This window comes from Lawsonibacter celer (assembly GCF_014281125.1).
Taxonomy (GTDB): Bacteria; Bacillota; Clostridia; order Oscillospirales; family Oscillospiraceae; genus Lawsonibacter_B; species Lawsonibacter_B celer.
In genome coordinates, this window is the sequence record NZ_JACOEA010000006.1 from 136,097 (window position 1) to 156,520 (window position 20,424).

The following is a 20,424-nucleotide window of genomic DNA, read 5'->3' on the forward strand; positions in this document are numbered from 1 at the left end:
CCCCGCACCGGTCCACCCCTCGGGACCGGTGCGGGGGCTGTTTTTGGGTGCTGGGGTGGGCGCGGAGCCGCCCCCAGCCTGCAGCAGGGGCCGGACGCCTGCTCCTGACGTCCGGCCCCTGCTGTAAGGAAAGAGGATACAATGAAATGAAAAGAAACTGTCTCTTGCAAGTCTTATGATAGCCGGAACTTGTTAAGAAAAAAACCGGGACTTGTTACGCAAATTTTAAATCTTGCTTTTTTTGAGTAAAGACCTGGTAAGAAAGGGAACGGCAGCGGCTTTCCCGCTGCCGTTCCCTTTGAATGGAGGATAGAATGAAAAGAAAATCACGTCTCTTACAAAAAGAATCCTACCAAGCGTTTGTTACAAAAGGTAGAGACAGTTGTTAAAAGAGTATGAAATCCGCTAGAAAGGTCCCTCCGGCTGCCGCAGAGACCCGAAGAAAGCCTGTAAAAGTGCGCCGCACTCCGCCTCCCTTACCCCGCCGTAGATGCGAGGGTGGTGGTTAAAGCGCTCCTCAAACAGATTGAGCACCGATCCGCAGCAGCCGGCCTTGTCATCCCTGGCCCCGTAGCAAACCACCGGTATGCGGGCGTTAATGATGGCTCCGGCGCACATGGGACAGGGCTCCAGCGTGACGTACAGGCTGGCCTTGTGCAGCCGCCAGCCGCCCATGCGGCGGCAGGCCTGGGCAATGGCCTCCACCTCCGCGTGGCCCAGGGCGGTGCGCGCATGTTCCCTGCGGTTTCGGCCCTCGCCGATGATCCGATCCTCCCACACAATGACGCAGCCCACCGGCACCTCGCCCTCGGCCATCGCCTGGCGGGCCAGCTCAATGGCCCGGGCCATCCAGTCCTCATGGGTCAATTCCACCGCCCCCTTTGAAAAAACGTACTAGAACTTGCACAGACATCATAGCATAAACAAAACTCCTGTGCTATACTGATTCTTAAACCATCCAAAAATTTGCCTGTGCAGGTGACTTCTTTATGGTAGAGATCCTTCTCATTGCGGTGAGCCTGGCCCTGGATGCCTTTGCGGTATCGGTCTCCAGCGGCATTTCGGTGCCCGGCTTCGGCTGGCGCCAGGCGGTTCGAATGGGCCTGTATTTCGGCCTGTTCCAGTTTGCCATGCCCCTCATCGGCTGGCTTTTGGGCAGCAGCGTCAGCCAGTATATTGAGGCAGTGGACCACTGGGTGGCCTTTGGCCTGCTGGCACTGATCGGGGGACGGATGATCTGGGGCTCCCTGCGGAAGGGCTGCGGGGAGGGAGAGGCCGCGCCGGCCGATCTCTCTGCCCGGCGGCTGGCGGTGCTGGCTGTGGCCACCAGCATCGACGCCCTGGCCGTGGGTGTGTCCATGGCCTTTATGCGGGTGGACATTCTGTTCTCCGCTGCGGTTATCGGAGTAGTGGCCTTCGGGCTCTCCGTCGTGGGCGGGCTGCTGGGGCGGAGGTTGGGCTGCCTGTTCCAGCGCCGGGCGGAGCTGGTGGGCGGTCTGGTGCTGGTGCTCATCGGCGTCAAGATCCTGGCGGAGCACCTGGCGGGATAGAGAATGGATATCTGGGAGAAGCTGGGGGTGGATATGGGCCGCCACCGCTGCCTAGCCCTGGTGGGCGGCGGCGGCAAGACCACCCTGATGTATGCCCTGGCCCGGCAGGCCTGGGACGCGGGGCGCACCGTGGTGGTCACCACCACCACCCACATTATGCCCCATCCGGGCCTGTTTCTCGCCGGGAATGTGGACGAGCTGGCACATATTCTGGCGGTTGAGGGCATTGCCACCCTGGGGCGCTTTGACCGGCCGGACAAGCTCACCGGCGCCGGAGATCTGGCGGCGTGTCTGGCCCTGGCGGATGTGGTGCTGGCGGAGGCGGACGGGGCCCGGCTGCATCCCCTGAAGGCCCCGGCGGAGCATGAGCCGGTGATTCCGCCCTGTGCCAACGGGGTTATTGCCGTGGCCGGAATGGACTGCGTGGGCCGGCCCATTGAAGCGGTGTGCCACCGGCCCGAACGGGTGTGCGCCTTGTTGGACAAGGATCCGGGGGACCGGGTGACGCCTGCGGACGTGGCGGCATTGCTGGCCCACCCCCAGGGGGGCCGCAAGGGCGTGGGGGAGGGGCGGGCCTTCCGCTGCGCCCTTAACAAGGCGGATACGCCGGAGCGGGCCGCCTGGGCCGGGGAGATTGGGACACTGCTGGCCCGTCGGGGCATATGGGCGGCAGCCACTTATTTTACAGAAGAGGAGCAGGGCGGACAATGCTGGTTTTGATCAAGGGTGCCGGGGATCTGGCCACCGGCGTGGCGGCGCGGCTGTACCGGGCGGGCTTCCGGGTGGTGATGACCGATCTGCCCCAGCCCACCGCGGTGCGGCGGAGCGTGGCCTTCTCCCAGTGTATTTACGACGGGGCGACTCAGGTGGAGGGCATTACGGCCCGCCGGGCGGACGGGCCGGAGCAGGCAGACCGGATCCTGGCCGCCGGGGAGGTTCCCGTCCTGGCCGACCCGGCGGCGGACATTGGAAGGATGCGGGCCTTTGACGCGGTGGTGGACGCCATCCTGGCCAAGCGCAACACCGGGACAAGCCTCACCGACGCCCCCGTGGTGCTGGCCCTGGGCCCCGGCTTTACCGCCGGCATAGACTGCCACGGAGTGGTTGAGACCAAGCGAGGCCACGACCTGGGGCGGCTCATCACCCAGGGCGCGGCCATTCCCAACACCGGGGTGCCCGGCGACGTTGGGGGCTACACGGTGGAGCGCATCATCCGCGCCCCGGCGGACGGGGTGTTTACCCCCCTGGTGGAGATTGGCCGGCGGGTGACCCAGGGCGAGGCGGTGGCCCGGGTGGGGGACGCGGTGGCGCGCGCCCAGCTGACCGGCGTGGTGCGGGGGATGCTCCAGGCCGGGCTGCCTGTCCGCCGCGGCATGAAGGCCGGAGACATCGACCCCAGGTGTGAGGCGCGCCATTGCTTTACCATCTCGGACAAGGCGCGGGCCGTGGGCGGCGGTGTGCTGGAGGGCCTGCTATACTTCGGAAGGGGGAAGAGCCTGTGGAACGGCTGATTCTGTGCGGGGGCGGCCATGTATCCCTGGAGGTGGCCCATATGGCCGCCCGGCTGGAATTTGAAGTGATCGTCCTGGACGACCGGGCGGAGTTCGCCAATGCGGCGCGCTTTCCCATGGCTGACCAGGTGCTGTGCATGCCCTTCCTGGAGGCGCTGGAGGCCCTGGGCAGCCGGGAGAGCGATTACTACGTCATCCTCACCCGGGGGCACGCCTTTGACCGGGAGTGCCTGGCCAAGGTGCTGGAGGGAAGCTATGCCTATGTGGGGATGATCGGCAGTAAAACCAAGGTGGCCGCCGTGCGCAGGGCCCTGGAGGAGGCGGGCGTTTCCCGGGAAACCCTGGACCGGGTGCACGCCCCCATCGGCCTGCCCATCGGGGGGCAGACCCCGGCGGAGATCGCCGTGTCCATCTGCGCCCAGCTGGTGCAGGAGCGGGCGCGGAGGGGCCCCGGCGCCGTCCTGCCCCCGGAGGAGCCGGGGGTGCTGTGTACCATTGTCAAAAAGAGCGGCTCCGCCCCCAGGGGCGTGGGGGCGTGGATGCACGTGCGGCCGGATGGGACCTGCGCGGGCACCATCGGCGGCGGTGCGGTGGAGCACCAGGCCACGCTGGACGCTCTGGCTTTTTGGCAGAATGAGAGCGGGGAGACGCGGAAAGACTATGATCTGTCCCACGCAGCCGCTGAGCTGGGCATGGTGTGCGGTGGGCGGATACAAGTGGAATTTACCGTAAGGAGGTTCTGAGATGAAACAAATACAGCTGTTTATCCAAAGGGGCTGCCCTCACTGCGCGCTTGCGCTGCGCCTGCAGGAGGAGCTTCTGGAGGAGCACCCCCAGTGGCGGGACATCCCGCTGGAGCTGGTGGACGAGCAGGCCCAGGCCGCCTATGCGGATACCTTTGACTACTGGTATGTGCCCTGCTACTTTGTGGATGGGCAGAAGCTTCATGAGGGCCATGCCGAGCGGGAGGACGTGGAAAAGGTGTTCCGCGCCGCCGCGGGCGAGACGGTCCAGGCCTGAACGGGAAAAAGATTGCGCCGGAAACTCCGGCGCAATCTTTTTTTGGAGGGAATGAAACCATTTCAGGCCCTGCCGCGTATAAGGGGCAGAAGGGAGGGAAATGAACCAGCCGTGGAATGAGCCTGGGGAGCTGGCCAGGCGGTACGCGCCGCCCTCACTTGGAGGAGGGCCGACGGCGGGCAGGGCCACCCCAGCCTCCAGGTCACCCTCCGGGACGGCAGCCAAGTCGCCCCCACCCCCAATGGGGGATCCGGCGGGGAGAACTCTTATGACGTCTGGGTCTTTGGAGAGCCCCTTACCCCAGGGAGATGGTCTCCCTGGGGCAAGGGACTCTGTCGACCCGCCGCAGGCAAAGGGGAGCTAGCGCCAACGGCGCTAGCTCCCCTTTGCTTATTGCTCCAAGTCCTCTGACGTATCCACGTCGGCCAGCTCTCTGGGGGACGCGGCCTCCACTAAGATCAATCGTTCGGGGAGGCGACGGATCACCGCGCCGCCTCCCACGTCCCCGGTGAGGGCGGCCAGTTCGGGAAACAGGTCGGCGGGAAACACCGCCGGATTGCCCCGCCGCCCCTGCCAGGACAGGGCACAGATGGCATTTTTCGATTCCTTGAAGGCATTTAAGAGGCGTTTTATACTTTCTGTGGTCAAAAAGGGCTGGTCACACACGGCGAAGAGGACCCCGTCCAAATCCTCCATGGCGGCCAGGCCCAGCCGCACGGAGGCGGAGATGCCCTCCTGCGCCCGGCCGTTGCGCAGGGCCAGATAGCCCCCGGCCTCCGCTAGGGCGAGGATCTGCGGATAGGGGGAGCACACCGCGGCCCGGGCAAAGAGGACGGGGGGGACGGCCGCCATGGCCCGGCGGATCAGCGGCACGCCGTCCACCTGTGCCAGCAGCTTGTTGCCCCCAAAACGCCGCCCCGCGCCTGAGGCCAACAACACCGCGCCAACCCTCATCGCCAGAACTGGGCGGGGCCCCGGGAGACGTAGCGGCCCCGGTTCTCCAGCACCACCCGGCCGCTTTCCACCGCCGTCTCACCGGAGAGGAGGACCGTGTCTGCCCGGCCCGCCATCTCCATGCCCTCATAGGGGGTGTAGTCCACGTTCTGGTATTGGGTCTCCGCGGTAATACGCCATGTAGAATCGGGGTCAAAGATTACAATATCTGCATCGCTCCCCACGGCCAGCGCCCCCTTTTGGGGGAACATGCCAAAGAGCCTGGCGGGCTGCTCGGCCAGCAGGCGCATCATCTGGTGGGGGGTGATACGGCCAGACTTCACGCCATAGGTGTACATCAGGGCGCTGCGGTGCTCGGTGCCCGGGATGCCGCCGGGGATGGCGGAGAAGTCGTCTCTGCCCAGCTCCTTGGTGGGGTGGAAGTTGAAGGAACAGTGGTCGGTGCCGACGGTGTCGATCTCGCCCCGCTCCACCGCCGCCCACAGGGCGTCCACATCGCTCCGGGGCCGCAGGGGGGGCGCGCAGACGTACTTGGCCCCCTCAAAGCCGGGCAGCTGATAGTTTTCCTCGGTGAGGGTCAGATACTGGGGACAGGTCTCCAGGTAGACCTTCTGGCCCCGGGCCCGGGCGGCCCGGGCGGCCTCCAGCCCCCTTGCGGTGGACAGGTGGACCACATTTACCGGCGCCCCAGCCTGCTCCGCCAGGGCCAGCCAGCGGGTGACCGCCTCGGCCTCCATCGCTGGGGTGTGGGAGAGGGGGTGGCTGGCGGGGGAGAGCCGCCCCGCATCCCTCAGCTCGGCGATGGCCCGGTCAATGAGGTCGCCGTTCTCACAGTGGCAGCCGATGACGCCCCCCTCCGCGCCCACAGCCTTGAGGGCCTCGTAGGCCACGCCGTCGCTGACCCGGATGTTGGCGTAGGCCAGGTAGACCTTGTAGGAGGTCACCCCCTGGGCCGTCATCCGGGGGAGCTCGTCCAGAATGCGGGGATCCCAGTCCTTGATGGTCATGTGGAAGCCGTAGTGGCAGCTGGCGTGGCCATCGGCCCGGCGGTGCCACTCATCCAGGGCGGACTGGAGGGAGCAGCCCCGCCCCGGCTCGGCAAAGTCCAGCACGCAGGTGGTGCCCCCGGCCAGGGCGGCCCGGGTGCCGGTGGCCCAGTTATCGGCCGTCTCCCGCACGGTGCCCTTGTTCATCTCGAAGTGGGTGTGGGTGTCGATAAAGCCGGGGAACACCAGCTTGCCCGCGGCGTTGAGCACCCGGCTGTCCCCCACGGGGAGGTTGGGGCCGAGCTGAACAATTTTGTCCCCTTCCACCCGCAGGTCGGCCTGTACCGGCCCCTGGGGACAGATGAGCGTGCCGTTTTGAATAAGGATGGACATAAGAAAACCTCCTTTTGCCTTATCAAGAGCGTTATTCGTCGTCCTTTACATATTCAATAATATCGCTGACGTTACAGTCCAGAACGAAGCAAAGCGTATCCAAAGTTTTCATAGTGATATTCTGACCATGCTTCATCCGATGCAGAATATTTGCGGAAATGCCGTGCTTAAAGATCAATTGATATTCCGTTATGTCCTTTTTGCACAGAGTACGGTAAAATGGCGTATAGCGAATCAATTTTTTCACCTCTGCACATAACATACCACACTCAAAATATTGACTATGACCAATATATTGAGTATAATGCAAATGAGGTGATAAAAATGAAGCAGATCCGCTATGTGGTGGTGGAGCGGGAGTGCTGCGGCACCTGCCTCCATTACCATCAGCACTATGTCCTGGCGGAGCGGGGGCGGCCCTACCCCCTCTGGTACGGGCACTGCACCGCACCGCGCAGCAAGCGCCGCATGCCCGACGAGGTGTGTGAGTATTGGAAATGCGCGGATAAAGACGAGGACGGGGCGTGACCCCGTCCTTGTCTTTGTGTTACGGCGTAATGCGGCGCTGGGCAAAGGCGGCAAGCAGAGCGTCCATATCCGGCTTGACCAGCATGGGCTCCCCGGCGGCCTTGATGCCGTTGGCCACATCCTTCAGACCGTTGCCGGTGACAATGCTCACCACCGTGCTGTCCGGGGAGATGAGCCCCAGCTCCAGGGCCTTCTTCACTCCAGCGGTGCCGGTCACCCCGGCGGGCTCCCCAAACACCCCCTGGGTACGGCCCAGCAGACGCATGGCGGCCAGGATCTCCTCGTCTGAGACGTTGACCACCACGCCGTTGGACGAGCGGATAGCGTTCAGGGCCTTGTCCGGGTTGCGGGGCACCCCCACGGCGATGGAGTCGGCCAGGGTGTTCTCCTCCATGGGTGTCCAGGGCCTGCCCGTCTGGATGGCCCGGTTCAGGGGGCAGCAGCCCTCCGCCTGGACGGAGATCAGCCGGGGCAGCCGGTCGATAAACCCGGCGGCGTATAGGTCCTGGAAGCCCTTCCACACCCCGGCGATGGTACAGCCGTCCCCCACTGAGAGCGCCACGTAGTCGGGCATCTGCCAGCCCAGCTGCTCGGCGATCTCCAGGGAGACCGTCTTTTTGCCCTCGGACAGGTAGGGGTTGATGGCCGCGTTGCGGTTGTACCAGCCCCACTTTTCAATGGCGGCCTTGGACAGCTCAAAGGTGTCCTCATAGGAGCCGTCCACGCTGATGACGGTGGCGCCGAAGATGCGCAGCTGGGCCACCTTGCCCTTGGGGGCGCGGGCGGGGACGAAGATATAGGTCTGAAAGCCCGCCGCCGCGGCATTGCCCGCCAGGCTGGAGGCGGCGTTGCCGGTGGAGGAGCAGGCGATGGTGTCCGCCCCGGCTTCCCGGGCCTTGACCACTGCCATGGCGGAAGCCCGGTCCTTCAGGGAGGCGGTAGGGTTCTGCCCGTCGTCCTTGACGTATAGGGTCTTTAAGCCCAGCTCTTTGGCCAGCCGGTCGGCCTTGTACAGGGGGGACCAGCCCACCCGCAGGGGAGTGGGGGCGGAGGTCTCCTCCACCGGCAGGAAGGGGCGGTAGCGCCACATGGACCAGTCCCGGCTGCGTCCCAGATCAGCGGGGGAGAAGTCCCGCCGGATGGCGGCGTAGTCGTACTGTACATCCAGAATGCCGCCGCAGGAGCAGGTGGTGGTATTGGGGGTCAGGGTGTATTCCCTGCCGCATTTGACGCACTTGGCGCCCAGAACGTATTTCATAACAATCACCTCGGTGCTTGGCTTCGGCGGGGGAGCCGCAATTACAGGCGCTTGAGCACGCCGGTAGCCTCGTTGAAGGCGTCGATCAGCTCATCCAGCTCCCTGGCCTGGGCGTGGACCGCGTCCCAGGTGCCCTCGGTGTCGTACCACAGGGCGTTGAGCTCCTCGGCGGTCTTGCCCTGCTGTTCCACCCAGGTATAGTACTTCAGGTTGTGCACCCGCTTGCGGTCGGCGTAGGTCAGCTCCATCATGCTGTCGGTCTTGAGGGCGAGCATGTGCAGGTTGTGGTCCAGCACCGCCTCCCGCACGCTGTAGGGGCCGTGCATCTCGTTGAGCTCGGCGATGCGGCTGCCGTACATCACGGCGGAGTCGGTGAGCACGGTGCCCACTATGTCTTGCTCGGTAAACTCATAGTACTTGGCCATCTTGATGCAGCACAGCAGGTTGGCGATGCCGCTGATGCCCAGCCAGGTCAGCTGCCTGATCAGCCCGTCGTCCAGACCCAGATCGTCTTTCAGATAGGCCTGACCCTCGGGGGTGTTGAACAGCCGCAGCAGGCGCTGGGAGTCCTCGTCGTCAATGTCGATGACCATGTCGGTGTTCTTTACGTTGTGGATCCAGGGGATGTGCTTGTCGCCGATGCCCTCGATCCGGTGGCCGCCGAAGCCATTATTGAGAATGGTGGGGCACTGGAGGGCCTCGCCCACGCCCAGCTTCAGGCGGGGGTAGAGCTCCTTGAGCCGGTCGCCGGTGGACAGGGTGCCCGCCGAGCCGGAGGTAAAGCACGCACCGGAAAAGCGGTCGCCGGGGCGCTTGACCGCCTCAAACACGTCGGCCAGGGCGTTTCCGGTGACGTTGTAGTGCCACAGGGGGTTGCCCATCTCCTCAAACTGGTTGAAGATCATGTACTGGGGATCGGCCTTGAGCTCGTTGGTCTTGTCAAAGATCTCCTTCACGTTGGACTCACAGCCCGGGGTGGCGATTACCTCCGCGCCGATCTCGTGGAGCCAATCGAAGCGCTCCTGACTCATCTCCGCGGGCAGGATGGCCACGCCCTGGGCGCCCAGCAGGCGGGAGTTGAAGGCGCCGCCCCGGCAGTAGTTGCCCGTGGAGGGCCAGACGGCCTTATGCCTGCTCACGTCAAACTGGCCGGTGACCAGCCGGGGGGCCAGACATCCGAAAGAGGCCCCCACCTTGTGGCAGCCGGTGGGGAACCACTTGCCAACCATGGCCACAATGCGGCAGGGCACGCCGGTGAGGGCGGAGGGGAACTCAATGTAATTGGGGACCTCCTGGAACAGGCCGCCGGCCTCCACCGGCTGGTTTTTCCAGGTAATGCGGAACAGGTTCAGGGGATTCACATCCCAGAGGCCCACGCCCTTCAGCCGGTCCTGGACCTTGCCGGGAATGGTCTGCGGGTGCTGCATCTGGGCAATGGTGGGAATGAGAATGCCGTTTTCCCTGGCCTTGGCGATGTTGTGGGCCAGCTGCTCCTGGTTGAGGGTGAAATCAATCATGGCGGAAGCCTCCTTAAAAACTACGGAATACCATGAACTCATCATACCACACGGAGGGCAGAAATCAAGAAAAATCAAAAACGTTTCAGGGGAACTGACAAATTTTCAGGCGGCATGCTTTTTCCTTTCTTTTTCACGGATTCTGCGGTATACTGTGGGTATAGGGAGGTGTGTCTATATGGAAGTCGGCAGAGAGCTGTTCCGGGTGGACGCCGTGGACAAGGTGACCGGCCGGGCAAAATACACCGATGATATTCGAGATGGCCCCATGCTGAGCGCAAAGATTCTGCACAGCACCATTGCAAACGGCTGGGTAAAGCGCATAGACACGTCCGCGGCCCAGGCGATGCCCGGCGTGGTAAAGGTGCTCACCTGCTTTGACGTGCCGGATATCCAGTACCCCACCCCCGGCCACCCCTGGTCGGTGGAAAAGGCCCATCAGGACGTGTGCGACCGCAAGCTGCTCAACCGGCGGGTGCGCATCTATGGGGACGACATCGCCGCCGTTGTGGCGGAGGACCCCATCACAGCCCAGCGGGCGCTGGAGCGGATCCGGGTGGAGTATGAGGAATATCCGCCGGTGCTCACGCCGGAGGCGGCCATGGCCCCCGGGACGGAGCCTATCCATACCGAGCACCCGGACAACATCCTGGCCCACATGGACCTGCGCACCCCCATGCCGGAGTCGGATTTCCAGTCCGTGGAGGACGTGCTGGCCTGTCCGGCGTACCACCGCTTCCAGGGGCGCTACGCCACTCAGCAGGTGCAGCACTGCCACCTGGAAAACCCCATCTCCTACGCCTACATGGAGGGCGGGCGCATCACGGTGGTCACCTCCACCCAGATTCCTCATATCGTCCGCCGGGTCATCGGCCAGGCCCTGGGCATCGGCTGGGGGCAGATCCGGGTGATCAAGCCCTATATCGGCGGCGGCTTCGGCAACAAGCAGGAGGTGCTCTACGAGCCCCTCAACGCCTGGCTCACCACTCAGGTGGGGGGCCGCTGCGTGAAGCTGGATATTTCCCGGGAGGAGACCTTCCAGAACACCCGCTCCCGCCACCCCATCGCCTTCGACGTGGAGGCCGCGGTGGATGGGGACGGCTTCCTCATGGCCCGCTCCTGCCGGGCGGTGTCCAACCAGGGGGGCTACGCCTCCCACGGCAACGCCATCGTGGCCAACGCCATCACCGGCTTCCGGCAGCTCTATCTGGACCGGATCGGCCACCATTCGGAGGCCTTTACCGTCTACACCAACATCCCATCCCCCGGCGCCATGCGGGGGTACGGCATCCCCCAGGCCAATTTTGCCCTGGAGTGCATGATGGAGGACATTGCCCGGGAGATGGGGCTGGACCCCATTGAATTCCGGCTTCAGAACGCCATGCCCCTGGGCTATGTCGACCCCTTCAACGGCATTACATGCCAGTCCACCGGCTTGGCCGAGTGCGTGGCCAAGGGGCGGGAATTCATCCGCTGGGACGAGCTGCGGGCCCGCTATCAGGACCAGACCGGCCCGGTGCGCCGGGGTGTGGGCATGGCCGTGTTCTCCTACAAGACAGGCGTGTACCCCATCTCCCTGGAGACCGCCTCCGCCCGGCTGATCCTCAACCAGGACGGCACGGTGCAGCTCCAGCTGGGGGCCACCGAGATCGGCCAGGGGGGGGACACTGTGTTCTCCCAGATGGCCGCTCAGGCGGTGGGTATCCCCACGGAGGACGTACATATCGTCTCCACCCAGGACACCGATGTGGCCCCCTTTGACACAGGGGCCTACGCCTCCCGCCAGACCTACGTCACCGGCCACGCCATCAAGCAGGCCGGGGAGCAGCTGCGGGGGCGCATCCTCTCCTATGCCCGGGAGATGCTCCCCGAGGCGGGGGCCCTGGACCTGCGGGGCCGGGACATTGTGGACGCCGACACCGGCGAGGCCCTGCTCCCCCTGAGCCAGCTGGCCATGACTGCCTTCTACTCTCTGGAGCACAGTGTACACATCACCGCCGAGGCCACCAGCCATGTGAAGAACAACACCTTCTCCTTCGGCTGCTGCTTTGCCGAGGTGGAGGTGGATATTCCGGTGGGCAAGGTGAAGGTGCTGCGCATCGTCAACGTCCACGACTCGGGCAGGCTCATCAACCCCAAGCTGGCCGAGGCACAGGTCCACGGGGGCATGAGCATGGGTATCGGCTACGCCCTGAGCGAGGAGATGAAGCTGGATCCCAAGACCGGACGGCTCCTCAACGGCAACCTGCTGGACTATAAGCTGCCCACCGCCATGGATCACCCGGAGCTGACCGCCCTCTTTGTGGAGACGGACGATCCCTCCGGCCCCTTCGGCAACAAAGCCCTGGGGGAGCCGCCAGCCATTCCGGTGGCGCCGGCCATCCGCAACGCTGTGCTCCACGCCACCGGCGTGGCGGTCAATGAGCTGCCCATGAACCCCCAGCGCCTGGTAGAGGCGTTCCAAAAAGGAGGGCTGATCTGATGTACGATATTGCGTCCATTTATCAGGCCGTCAGCGTGGCCGACGCCATCCGGGCCCTGGAGGCGGACCCCTCCGCCCTGGTGATCGCCGGCGGCACCGACGTGCTGATCAAGATCCGGGAGGGCAAGCTGGCCGGGTGCCGGCTGGTGTCCATCCATGAGCTGGGGGAGGAGCTCTCCGGCGTGACCCAGGCCCCCAACGGGGACATTGAGATCGGGCCCCTGACCACCTTCCGCGGCGTGACCTTCAGCAAGATCATCCGCGGCAACATCCCCGTGCTGGGGGAGGCCACAGACCAGGCGGGCGGGCCCCAGCTTCGGGCCGCGGGCACCATCGGCGGCAACGTGTGCAACGGCATCACCTCTGCCGACTCGGCTTCCACCCTCATGGCCCTGGATGCGGTGCTGCGGGTGCGTGGCCCCCGGGGAGAGCGGGAGGTGCCCATTTCCCAGTGGTACAAGGGGGTGGGGAAGGTGGACCTGGCCCCCTATGAGCTGCTGGTGAAGATCGTCATTCCCCGGGACAACTACGAGGGATATGCCGGCCACTACATCAAATACGCCCAGCGCAGCGCCATGGACATCGCCACCCTGGGGGTGAGCTGCCTGGTAAAGCTCAGCGGGGACAAAAAGGTGGTGGAGGACGCGGCCCTGGCCTTCGGCGTGGCTGGACCGGTGCCCATGCGCGCCACCTCGGCCGAGGCCGCCGTCCGCGGCCTGCCGGTGGAGCAGGCGGTCACCGCCATCGGGAAGGCTGCCTTGGAGGATGTGAATCCCCGCACCAGCTGGCGGGCGTCCAAGGAATTCCGCATCCAGCTGGTAGAGGAGCTGTCCGGCCGCGCCCTGGCCGAGGCGGCAAGAAGAGGAGGCGCGGCAATATGATGGAGATTTTGTCCTGCACCGTTAACGGCAAGCCCGTTGAGGTGGGCGTCGATCCCCGGGAGTCCCTGGCGGACACCCTGCGGGAGCGGCTGGGGCTCACCAGCGTAAAGAAGGGCTGCGAGGTGGGGGAGTGCGGCGCCTGCACCGTTCTGGTGGACGGAACAGCCATTGACTCGTGCATCTACCTGGCCGTTTGGGCCCAGGGAAAGACGATCCTCACCGTGGAGGGGCTTCAGAACGAGAACGGGGAGCTCAACCCCATTCAGAGGGCCTTCGTGGAGGAGGCCGCCGTCCAGTGCGGCTTCTGCACACCGGGCATTATCATGTCCGCGGTGGAGATTGTGGGTTCGGGCCAGCAGTACACCCGGGAGGAGCTGCGCAAGCTCATCTCCGGCCATCTGTGCCGCTGCACGGGCTACCAGAACATCCTCAACGCCGTGGAGCGGGCCGTCAACGAGGCCCACAAATTTGTGGGGAAATCCACCGATGCATAGGTAAGCGCCTCAGGCAGAGGAACAGCCTGCTGCTTGAGGAGGCGTATTGCATACAGTCTGAGAAAAACGGAAGTTTGGAGGACGCGCTGGAGTGCCTGCGGGGCTATCAATGGCCGGATAATGTGCTGACCCTCTGAATTCCTTTGATATTGCTGGACTTTTACCAGGCTCAAAATGAACAATACTCTGCTTTCCCTTGTTTTAGCCCTTGTGGGCTAAAACAAGGGAAAGTTTTTTATGTCTCGCCCACCGCTCTATCCAGCAGTCTTGCGGATGGCTGCTTGGCCTACCGTGTAAATGGTATGGGCTGCGTGTAAGGATACTTGTCGGCACTGGTGACAGCCTTGTGCAATTTTTCAGATGTAAAACGAGATGTTTTACATCTGAAACGAAATTGAGGAAATCAAACGGTAGTGACTAAGGAGCCGGCTGTTTCCAAAACAAAAATTATTGTTCGAATTTTTTGATTTTTATTTTGGTTTATAATAAAAACAATTGAAATAAATACGAAATTTGTGCGGTGGAGAGATGGGGGAATTCCCATTGGCACTAATTTTGCAACAGCAATTCAACAGGTGCAGTGCTTGGATTGCACACAAAGGAAAGGAGAGAATGCTTATGTTCAATCTGAAGAACAAGCGGATTATCACCGTGGCCACCACCGGCGCGTGGCCCAAGAAGAGGGACAATCCCAATGTCCCCATGACTCCGGCGGAGATTGCCGAGGATGTGTACGCCTGCTGGAAGGCCGGCGCCGCCATGGCCCACCTCCATATGCGGGACGATGAGGGCAACGGCACCATGGACATCAACAAGTTCCGTGAGACCATGAAACTGCTGCGGACCAACCACCCCGACTGCGACATCATCATCAATATGACCACCTCCGGCGCCGCCAGCTTCCCTCGGGAAGAGGCCCGCTATGAGCACATCATTGAGCTCAAACCTGAACTGGCCTCCTATGACTGCGGCTCCATGAACTGGCTGAATACCGGCCTGTTCCTCAATCCCCCCGCTTTCCTGGAGAAACTGGGCGGCATTATGCAGGACAACGGTATCAAACCTGAGATTGAAGCTTTTGACCCCGGTATGATCGCCAACGCCGCCTATTATCTGAAGAAGGGTGTGTTGAAGGCCCCCCTCCACTTTCAGTTCTGTATGGGCTGCGCCAATGGCATCCCCGGCTCGATGAAGAATCTGATTTTTATGAAGGAGACTATGGAGCAGCTGTGCCCCGGTTCCACCTGGAGCTGCTTTGGCGTGGGGCACACCGCCCTGGAGATGCTCTACGGCGCCGTGGCCCTGGGCGGCGGCATCCGCGTGGGCATGGAGGATAACGTGATGTATACAAAGGGCGTGCTGGCGGACAGCAACGAGCAGTTTGTCCTGCGCGCCAAGCGGGTGATCGAGGAGTACGGCTGCCAGGCCGCCACCCCTGAAGAGGCCCGGGAGATCCTCAGCCTGAAATAACCTTACTGTTTATACACCGAGAGCAACATAGAAAAATAATGGGAGGAATATTCCATGTCTGGAGTTAAGGAAGAAAAAGGAAACTTCCTCTGGCGGTTTAGCCAGAAGTTCCAATTTGCCGCCGACAAAATTATCCCCGAATCCATGGTATTCTGTCTGATCCTGACGATCATCGTTTACCTCGCCGCCCTGATCTTTACCAAGACTGGCCCCGTGGAGCTGGCGATGCAGTGGTTCGACGGTATGTGGACCCAGTTGGCCTTTGCCATGCAGATGTCCCTGATGGTGGTGGTCTGCGCCGCCACCGCAAACTCCCGCCAGGTCACCTTTGCCATGAACAAGCTGGCCAGTTACATTAACAGCCCTGCCGTGGCCATGTGCGTATTGATGGTCTGGGGCTATGTGGCCTCCTTTATCAACTGGGCTTTCTGCACCATGTCCTGCACTGTGCTGGCCGTAGCCATGTGCAAGCGCATTAAAGGTATCCACTTCCCCATGATGATCGTGGCCGGCTACTGCACCTCCTGCTTGGGCCAGACTCTGAGTCCCACCTGCGCCGTCTACGGCCAACTGGCCACCGAGGGCAACAACGTGTTCGAGTTCTTCGGCCGTACCCTCTCCCAGGCTGAGACCGTGTATAATCCTGCCAACATCGCCATGTTCCTGACGCTAGCCATCCTCACCATGGTGCTGGCCGTACTTACCCGTCCTCCAGTCTCCGCCGGCATCTCCTTCGCCGCCGATGATGCCGCTATGGAAAAGGAAGCTGAGTGGATGAAGATTGACCGCTCCACCTTCGCCGGCAAGCTGAACGGCAGCCGCATCATCATGTGGCTTATTGGCATCTGCGGTATTATTGTCATCGTCCATGAGTTCGCCACCAAGGGCTTTCTGGGCGCCCTGAGCCTGAACTTTATCATCACCTTCTTCCTGACCTGCAACTGCTTCCTGTACAGCAGCCCCTCCTCCTTCATCGGCGCCCACAAGGCGGCTATGCCTCTGGCCACCGAGGTTATGTTCCAGTTCCCCTTCTATGGAGGCATCTCCGGCATCATGTCCTCCTCCGGCCTGGCTGCCATGGTGGTGGCTGGCCTGGTCAAGATCTCCACCGCTACTACCCTGCCTGTGGTGGCCTATCTGTCCGCCGCCGTGGTCAACCTGTTCATCCCCTCTCAGGGCGGTCAGTTCATTATTCAGGGCCCCCTGCTGCTGGATGCCGCCCGGACTCTGAATGCCAATATGGTCACGGTTATCAACGGCTTTGTCTACGGCGACCAGGTTACCAATCTGATCCAGCCCCTGTACATCATCCCCGCTCTGGCTATGACCAATACCAAGCTCAAGGACGTGTGGGGATTCATGGCCTTCGTATGTGTGTTCTGGCTGGTCTTCACCTGCGCCGGGTTGATGATTTTCCCCGCGATATTCTAAGAGCTCCTCTCTTCTCTTTATAAAAGCGAAGGGCTTTCCGAATAGGTTCGGAAAGCCCTTCGCAAAAACAGCAAAGAAGGTTACCAATACAATGGAAGATATTGTTATTACCAGCGCTGTGCGCACCGCAGTGGGCGCCTATCTGGGCAGCCTGAAGACAGTGGAGGCACAGGACCTGGCCGCTGCGGTTATCAAGGAAGCTGTGCGACGCTCCGGGATCTCCGCAGACCAGCTGGATCAGGTGATTCTGGGAGACGTGTACGGCTACACCCCCAACGTGGCCCGCTGCGCCGCGCTCCTGGCCGGCGTGCCCGAGGCGGTCCCCGCATATTCCGTGGACCGTCAGTGTGCCTCTGCCATGCAGGCGGTGATGAGCGCCATGTGCGAGGTCATGTCCGGGGAGGCCGACATCATCTGCGCCGGCGGCGTGGAGACCATGTCCCGGATGACCTATTATCTAGACCCCTCCGCCCGGTATGCCCCTCTGCGGGCCGGCGACAAGCCCCTTTACGACACCTTCGCCCACGGCGTGACCATTGTTCAGCCCAAGGCCCTCTATCCCGGACTGAACATGGGGCTTACCGCCGAAAATGTGGCGGAGAAATACCACATCACCCGTCAGGAGCAGGACGCCTTCGCCCTGGACAGCCAGCGCAAGGCCAAGAAGGCCATGGAGGAGGGCCGCTTCAAGGACGAGATACTCCCCTTTGAGGTCAAGGACCGGAAGGGGTCCTTCCTCTTTGATACCGATGAACACCCCAAGCCGGACACCACCATGGAGTCCCTGGCCAAGCTGAAGCCCGCCTTTAAGAAAGAAGGCGGCACCGTCACCGCCGGCAACGCCTCGGGGATGAACGACGGCGCCTCCGCCGTGATCGTAATGTCCGCCCGCAAGGCTAAGGAGTTGGGCATCCAGCCCCTGGTGCGCATCAGGGCCATGTCCAGCGCCGGCTGCGACCCGGCACTGATGGGGCTGGGACCGGTCTACGCCATTGAGAAGGTGCTGAAAAAGACCGGTATGAAGCTGGAGGACATCGACCTGTTCGAGCTCAATGAGGCATTTGCAGCCCAGTCCCTGGGCTGCCTAAAGGAGCTGGGCATGGGCATGGGCACCCCTATGTACGAGCGGGTCAACGTCAACGGCGGCGCCGTGGCACTGGGCCATGCCCTGGGCAACAGCGGCACCCGTATCCTGACCACCCTTATCTATGAGATGAAGCGCAGACAGGCCCGCTATGGCATCGCCACCCTGTGTATCGGTGGCGGCCAAGGCATGGCCTGTCTGGTGGAAAATGTGTCGGAAAACGGCTGAAGGAGCTATTTGCTCCGGGGATAGCTGATGTTGTACTGCTTGATCTTCCGGGAGAGGGTAGGGGCGCTGACCTTGAGCAGCCGCCCGGCCTCCTGGAGGCTCCTAGACTTGCTCAGGGCGTCTTCAATTAGGTGCTTTTCCAGGTTTTCCAGAGCACTGTACATACCCGTATCCCCAAGCTGAGTACTCCCCTCGGTGTCGGCATCCAGCAGGCTGCGGAGCATATGGTCGTCCGCTTTCTCAGTGCCAGTATGGCAGATGATGAAATACTCCATGACGTTTTCCAGCTCCCGCACGTTGCCGGGCCAGGAGTAATCCTCCAGCAGGGCCAGTTGGCTCTCGGTCAGCCGGCAGTCGGTACGGTAGCGCTCATTGTTACACTGGATAAAGTGCTGGCACAGGGGGACGATGTCGGCTCGCCGCTCCCGCAGAGGCGGGATGTTGACCGGGATGACTCGGAGCCTGTAATACAGGTCCTGCCGGAAAGTCCCCTCGGCCACACACTGCTTCAAATTGCGGTTGGTGGCGGCAATATAACGGATGTCCAAGGGGATATCAGTGGTCCCGCCCACCCGGCGGATGCGCTTGTCCTGCAGGACCCGCAGCAGCTTGGCCTGCAGGTCCATGGACATTTCGCCGATCTCGTCCAGCAGCAGGGTTCCCTGGTTGGCAATCTCTAAAAGGCCCTTTTTCCCCTTGGTGTCGGCACCGGAGAAAGCCCCCTTTTCATAGCCGAACAGCTCACTTTCCAGCAGGGAAGCCGGGATAGCGGCGCAGTTGACCTTGACAAAGGCCTTGTCCGCCCGGTCGCTGAGCCGGTAGAGCTCGTCGGCTACCACCTCCTTGCCCACGCCGGACTCCCCGGTAAGGAGTACGGTGGCGTTGGTGGGGGCCGCCCGGATGATCAACTCATGCACCTGCTTCATCTCCCTGGAGTTCCAGAGCAGGCGTCGCTGGGCGCCGAAATCCGCGTCGGGGATAATCTTCACCTTGTCCTCAGCGTAGCTTTTGGCCTCCGACAGGAACTGGGAGTATCCATCCAGCTGGGCCAGGGTCCGGATGGGCCGGGAGCTCACCACCACTTGCTTCAGGTCCCCGACCTCATCGAAAATGGGCACACCCACCGTGTAGCCCATCCGCGGCGGGTCGGAGCGGTAGGTGGTGGATAGGCGGTAGACCTTCTTCCTGCTCTGGAGCACCGGGACGGTAGCGCCGCCGGTAAAGACCCCGTCGGCGATAATGTCCCGGACGTTGCGGTGCAGCACATCGCACTCCGGCACATCTGTATTTTTGGAATAGGACGGATTGACATAGAGCACATAGCCGTCCTTGTCCGCGATAAAGATGCTCTCGTCGATGCTGTCTACGATCTCCTTGAAGTCGATCTCGGGTTCTTTGAGCGTTTCCAGGTCCTGCAGCAGGGCCAGCACCTCCGAGGGAAGCCTTTTGGCCCGGTCCGCTTCCCGCAGTTCTCTGGCTCTGCGCTGAAGCTGGCGAAGCGAATGCTCCATAAAACTCCCCCTTCACACATTGATATTAAGTTATTATATGACGTTTTTCACTGTTTTACAACTATACTTGCGAAAAAATTTTGGTCAAATAATGCAATTTTGCCTCCTCAAAAAGAGGCGAAGGAAAGGCGGTTATGATGATGAGTAATTGGAAAATCGGCGTCATTGGCGGCGGCAAGATGGGGGTGGGCATCGCCCAGCTGTTTGCCACCAAGGGATACTCCGTCACGGTGATTTATGTGGGCAACGACAAGGAGCGCAACGACTCTGCCAAGCGGATGGAGGAGAGCCTCAACTTCCTGGCTGAATATGATGTGGTCGCCCCCTCCGACATCGGCGCCATTATGTCCCGGGTGTCCTACAGCGAGGACCTCAACGCCGTGGCTGACGCCGATATCGTCTTTGAGTGCGTCATTGAGAAGTTGGAGGTCAAACAGGATTATTTCTGCCGGCTGGACGCTATCTGCGGGGAGAATACCGTTCTGGCCTCCAACACTTCGGCCATCAGCATCACCGAGATCGCCTCCAAGTGCCAGCATAAGGAGCGCATCATCGGCACCCACTACTGGAACCCCCCCTACCTCATCCCGCTGGTGGAGGTTATCCGCACCAAGGAGGTTTCCGACGCCACCGTGGACAAGACGTTCCAGATCCTCAACGACGGCGGCAAGCACCCCGTGCTGGTGAAAAAAGATGTGCCCGGCTTTCTGGCCAACCGCCTGCAGCACGCCCTGTTCCGAGAGGCCATTTCCATTGTGGAGAACGGCATCGCCGACCCCCGGGACGTGGATGAGGCGATTAAGTACGGCTTCGGCATGCGTGTAGGTATTTCCGCCCCCTTTGAGGTTATGGACATGGGCGGCCTGGACCTGACCTATAACATCCACTCCTACCTCTTCCCCTACATCGAGGATACCCATGAGGCGCAGCCCCTGCTGATGAAGCATATCCAGGAGGGACACCTGGGCTTCAAGACCGGCGGGCACGGCTTCGTGGACCGCACCCAGAAGGAAATGGATGAAGAGGTCAGGGACCTAAACATTCAGCTCATCAAGGTGGCTAAGGCTCTGGACCGGCTGTAAGCATACTCCGGAGATCTAATTTACGTTTGAAGGGATGAAAAATC

Annotated in this window: 20 protein-coding genes; 13 read left to right on the forward strand and 7 right to left on the reverse strand. The window is 62.1% G+C overall.

Features of this window, described 5'->3' with window-relative positions; translation table 11 throughout:
- Positions 1-405: 405 nt before the first annotated feature.
- Positions 406-867, reverse strand: coding sequence for a nucleoside deaminase (locus tag H9Q75_RS10555; protein WP_186566875.1), 462 nt, complete (start codon positions 865-867; stop codon positions 406-408).
- A 122-nt stretch (positions 868-989) separates the two neighbouring features.
- Here H9Q75_RS10555 and H9Q75_RS10560 point away from each other — a divergent pair, with 122 nt between their 5' ends.
- From H9Q75_RS10560 to H9Q75_RS10580, 5 genes are read left to right on the forward strand one after another with little or no spacing between them, the layout of a single operon-like run.
- Positions 990-1,550, forward strand: a complete 561-nt coding sequence (locus tag H9Q75_RS10560; RefSeq protein ID WP_186566877.1) for a manganese efflux pump MntP — start codon at positions 990-992, stop codon at positions 1,548-1,550.
- 3 nt (positions 1,551-1,553) lie between these two features.
- Positions 1,554-2,270, forward strand: a complete 717-nt coding sequence (yqeC, locus tag H9Q75_RS10565; RefSeq protein WP_186566879.1) for a selenium cofactor biosynthesis protein YqeC — start codon at positions 1,554-1,556, stop codon at positions 2,268-2,270.
- Positions 2,258-3,061 (forward strand): selenium-dependent molybdenum cofactor biosynthesis protein YqeB, encoded by an 804-nt coding sequence (gene yqeB, locus H9Q75_RS10570; protein ID WP_186566881.1) that lies wholly within the window; start codon positions 2,258-2,260, stop codon positions 3,059-3,061. Before yqeC ends, yqeB begins: the two co-directional genes overlap by 13 nt.
- Complete coding sequence (locus H9Q75_RS10575; RefSeq protein ID WP_186566883.1) at positions 3,049-3,804, forward strand: XdhC family protein; 756 nt, start codon at positions 3,049-3,051, stop codon at positions 3,802-3,804. The genes yqeB and H9Q75_RS10575 overlap by 13 nt, the downstream gene beginning before the upstream one ends.
- A 1-nt stretch (position 3,805) precedes the next feature.
- The gene (locus H9Q75_RS10580) at positions 3,806-4,081 is read left to right on the forward strand and encodes a thioredoxin (RefSeq protein WP_186566885.1); all 276 of its coding nucleotides are present in this window, start codon (positions 3,806-3,808) and stop codon (positions 4,079-4,081) included.
- Positions 4,082-4,471: 390 nt separating this feature from the next.
- Here the strand turns inward: H9Q75_RS10580 and H9Q75_RS10585 are convergent, their stop codons facing one another.
- Genes H9Q75_RS10585 through H9Q75_RS10595 form a run of 3 tightly spaced genes read right to left on the reverse strand, consistent with a single transcriptional unit; the run spans position 4,472 to position 6,676 of the window.
- Entirely contained in the window at positions 4,472-5,020 is a 549-nt protein-coding gene (locus tag H9Q75_RS10585) for a nucleotidyltransferase family protein (RefSeq protein ID WP_341480937.1), read from the reverse strand.
- A gap of 11 nt (positions 5,021-5,031) precedes the next feature.
- Positions 5,032-6,414, reverse strand: a complete 1,383-nt coding sequence (gene hydA / locus H9Q75_RS10590; RefSeq protein WP_186566887.1) for a dihydropyrimidinase — start codon at positions 6,412-6,414, stop codon at positions 5,032-5,034.
- A 31-nt stretch (positions 6,415-6,445) separates the two neighbouring features.
- Positions 6,446-6,676 (reverse strand): helix-turn-helix domain-containing protein, encoded by a 231-nt coding sequence (locus H9Q75_RS10595; RefSeq protein ID WP_243200795.1) that lies wholly within the window; start codon positions 6,674-6,676, stop codon positions 6,446-6,448.
- Positions 6,677-6,738: 62 nt separating this feature from the next.
- On the opposite strand from H9Q75_RS10595, the gene H9Q75_RS10600 reads away from it, so the two are divergent.
- Positions 6,739-6,942: a hypothetical protein gene (locus H9Q75_RS10600; RefSeq protein WP_186566892.1), complete on the forward strand. Its 204-nt coding sequence runs from the start codon at positions 6,739-6,741 to the stop codon at positions 6,940-6,942.
- A 19-nt stretch (positions 6,943-6,961) separates the two neighbouring features.
- On the opposite strand, the gene H9Q75_RS10605 is transcribed toward H9Q75_RS10600, so the two are convergent.
- Both H9Q75_RS10605 and H9Q75_RS10610 read right to left on the reverse strand, forming a co-directional pair.
- A complete protein-coding gene (locus tag H9Q75_RS10605; protein WP_186566894.1) occupies positions 6,962-8,200 on the reverse strand; it encodes a threonine synthase in 1,239 nt (412 codons plus the stop codon).
- Between the two features lie 41 nt (positions 8,201-8,241).
- Positions 8,242-9,717 carry a pyridoxal-phosphate dependent enzyme gene (locus tag H9Q75_RS10610; RefSeq protein ID WP_186566896.1) on the reverse strand — a complete coding sequence of 492 codons (1,476 nt, stop codon included), beginning with the start codon at positions 9,715-9,717 and terminating at the stop codon, positions 8,242-8,244.
- A 178-nt stretch (positions 9,718-9,895) separates the two neighbouring features.
- Between H9Q75_RS10610 and xdhA the strand changes: the two genes are divergently transcribed.
- From xdhA to H9Q75_RS10640, 6 genes are all read left to right on the forward strand, one after another.
- Entirely contained in the window at positions 9,896-12,199 is a 2,304-nt protein-coding gene (xdhA, locus tag H9Q75_RS10615) for a xanthine dehydrogenase subunit XdhA (RefSeq protein WP_186566898.1), read from the forward strand.
- Positions 12,199-13,080 (forward strand): xanthine dehydrogenase subunit XdhB, encoded by an 882-nt coding sequence (gene xdhB, locus H9Q75_RS10620; RefSeq protein WP_186566899.1) that lies wholly within the window; start codon positions 12,199-12,201, stop codon positions 13,078-13,080. The genes xdhA and xdhB overlap by 1 nt, the downstream gene beginning before the upstream one ends.
- Positions 13,077-13,574 (forward strand): xanthine dehydrogenase subunit XdhC, encoded by a 498-nt coding sequence (gene xdhC, locus H9Q75_RS10625; RefSeq protein ID WP_186566901.1) that lies wholly within the window; start codon positions 13,077-13,079, stop codon positions 13,572-13,574. Before xdhB ends, xdhC begins: the two co-directional genes overlap by 4 nt.
- Positions 13,575-14,192: 618 nt before the next feature.
- A complete protein-coding gene (locus H9Q75_RS10630) occupies positions 14,193-15,044 on the forward strand; it encodes a beta-keto acid cleavage family enzyme (protein WP_341480938.1) in 852 nt (283 codons plus the stop codon).
- 54 nt (positions 15,045-15,098) lie between these two features.
- The gene (locus H9Q75_RS10635) at positions 15,099-16,475 is read left to right on the forward strand and encodes a TIGR00366 family protein (protein WP_186566903.1); all 1,377 of its coding nucleotides are present in this window, start codon (positions 15,099-15,101) and stop codon (positions 16,473-16,475) included.
- A 91-nt stretch (positions 16,476-16,566) separates the two neighbouring features.
- A complete protein-coding gene (locus H9Q75_RS10640) occupies positions 16,567-17,787 on the forward strand; it encodes a thiolase family protein (RefSeq protein WP_186566905.1) in 1,221 nt (406 codons plus the stop codon).
- A 5-nt stretch (positions 17,788-17,792) separates the two neighbouring features.
- Here H9Q75_RS10640 and H9Q75_RS10645 read toward each other — a convergent pair whose 3' ends face one another.
- Positions 17,793-19,298 (reverse strand): sigma-54 interaction domain-containing protein, encoded by a 1,506-nt coding sequence (locus tag H9Q75_RS10645; protein WP_186566907.1) that lies wholly within the window; start codon positions 19,296-19,298, stop codon positions 17,793-17,795.
- Between the two features lie 134 nt (positions 19,299-19,432).
- Here H9Q75_RS10645 and H9Q75_RS10650 point away from each other — a divergent pair, with 134 nt between their 5' ends.
- The gene (locus tag H9Q75_RS10650) at positions 19,433-20,380 is read left to right on the forward strand and encodes a 3-hydroxyacyl-CoA dehydrogenase family protein (RefSeq protein WP_243200796.1); all 948 of its coding nucleotides are present in this window, start codon (positions 19,433-19,435) and stop codon (positions 20,378-20,380) included.
- Positions 20,381-20,424 lie beyond the last annotated feature (44 nt).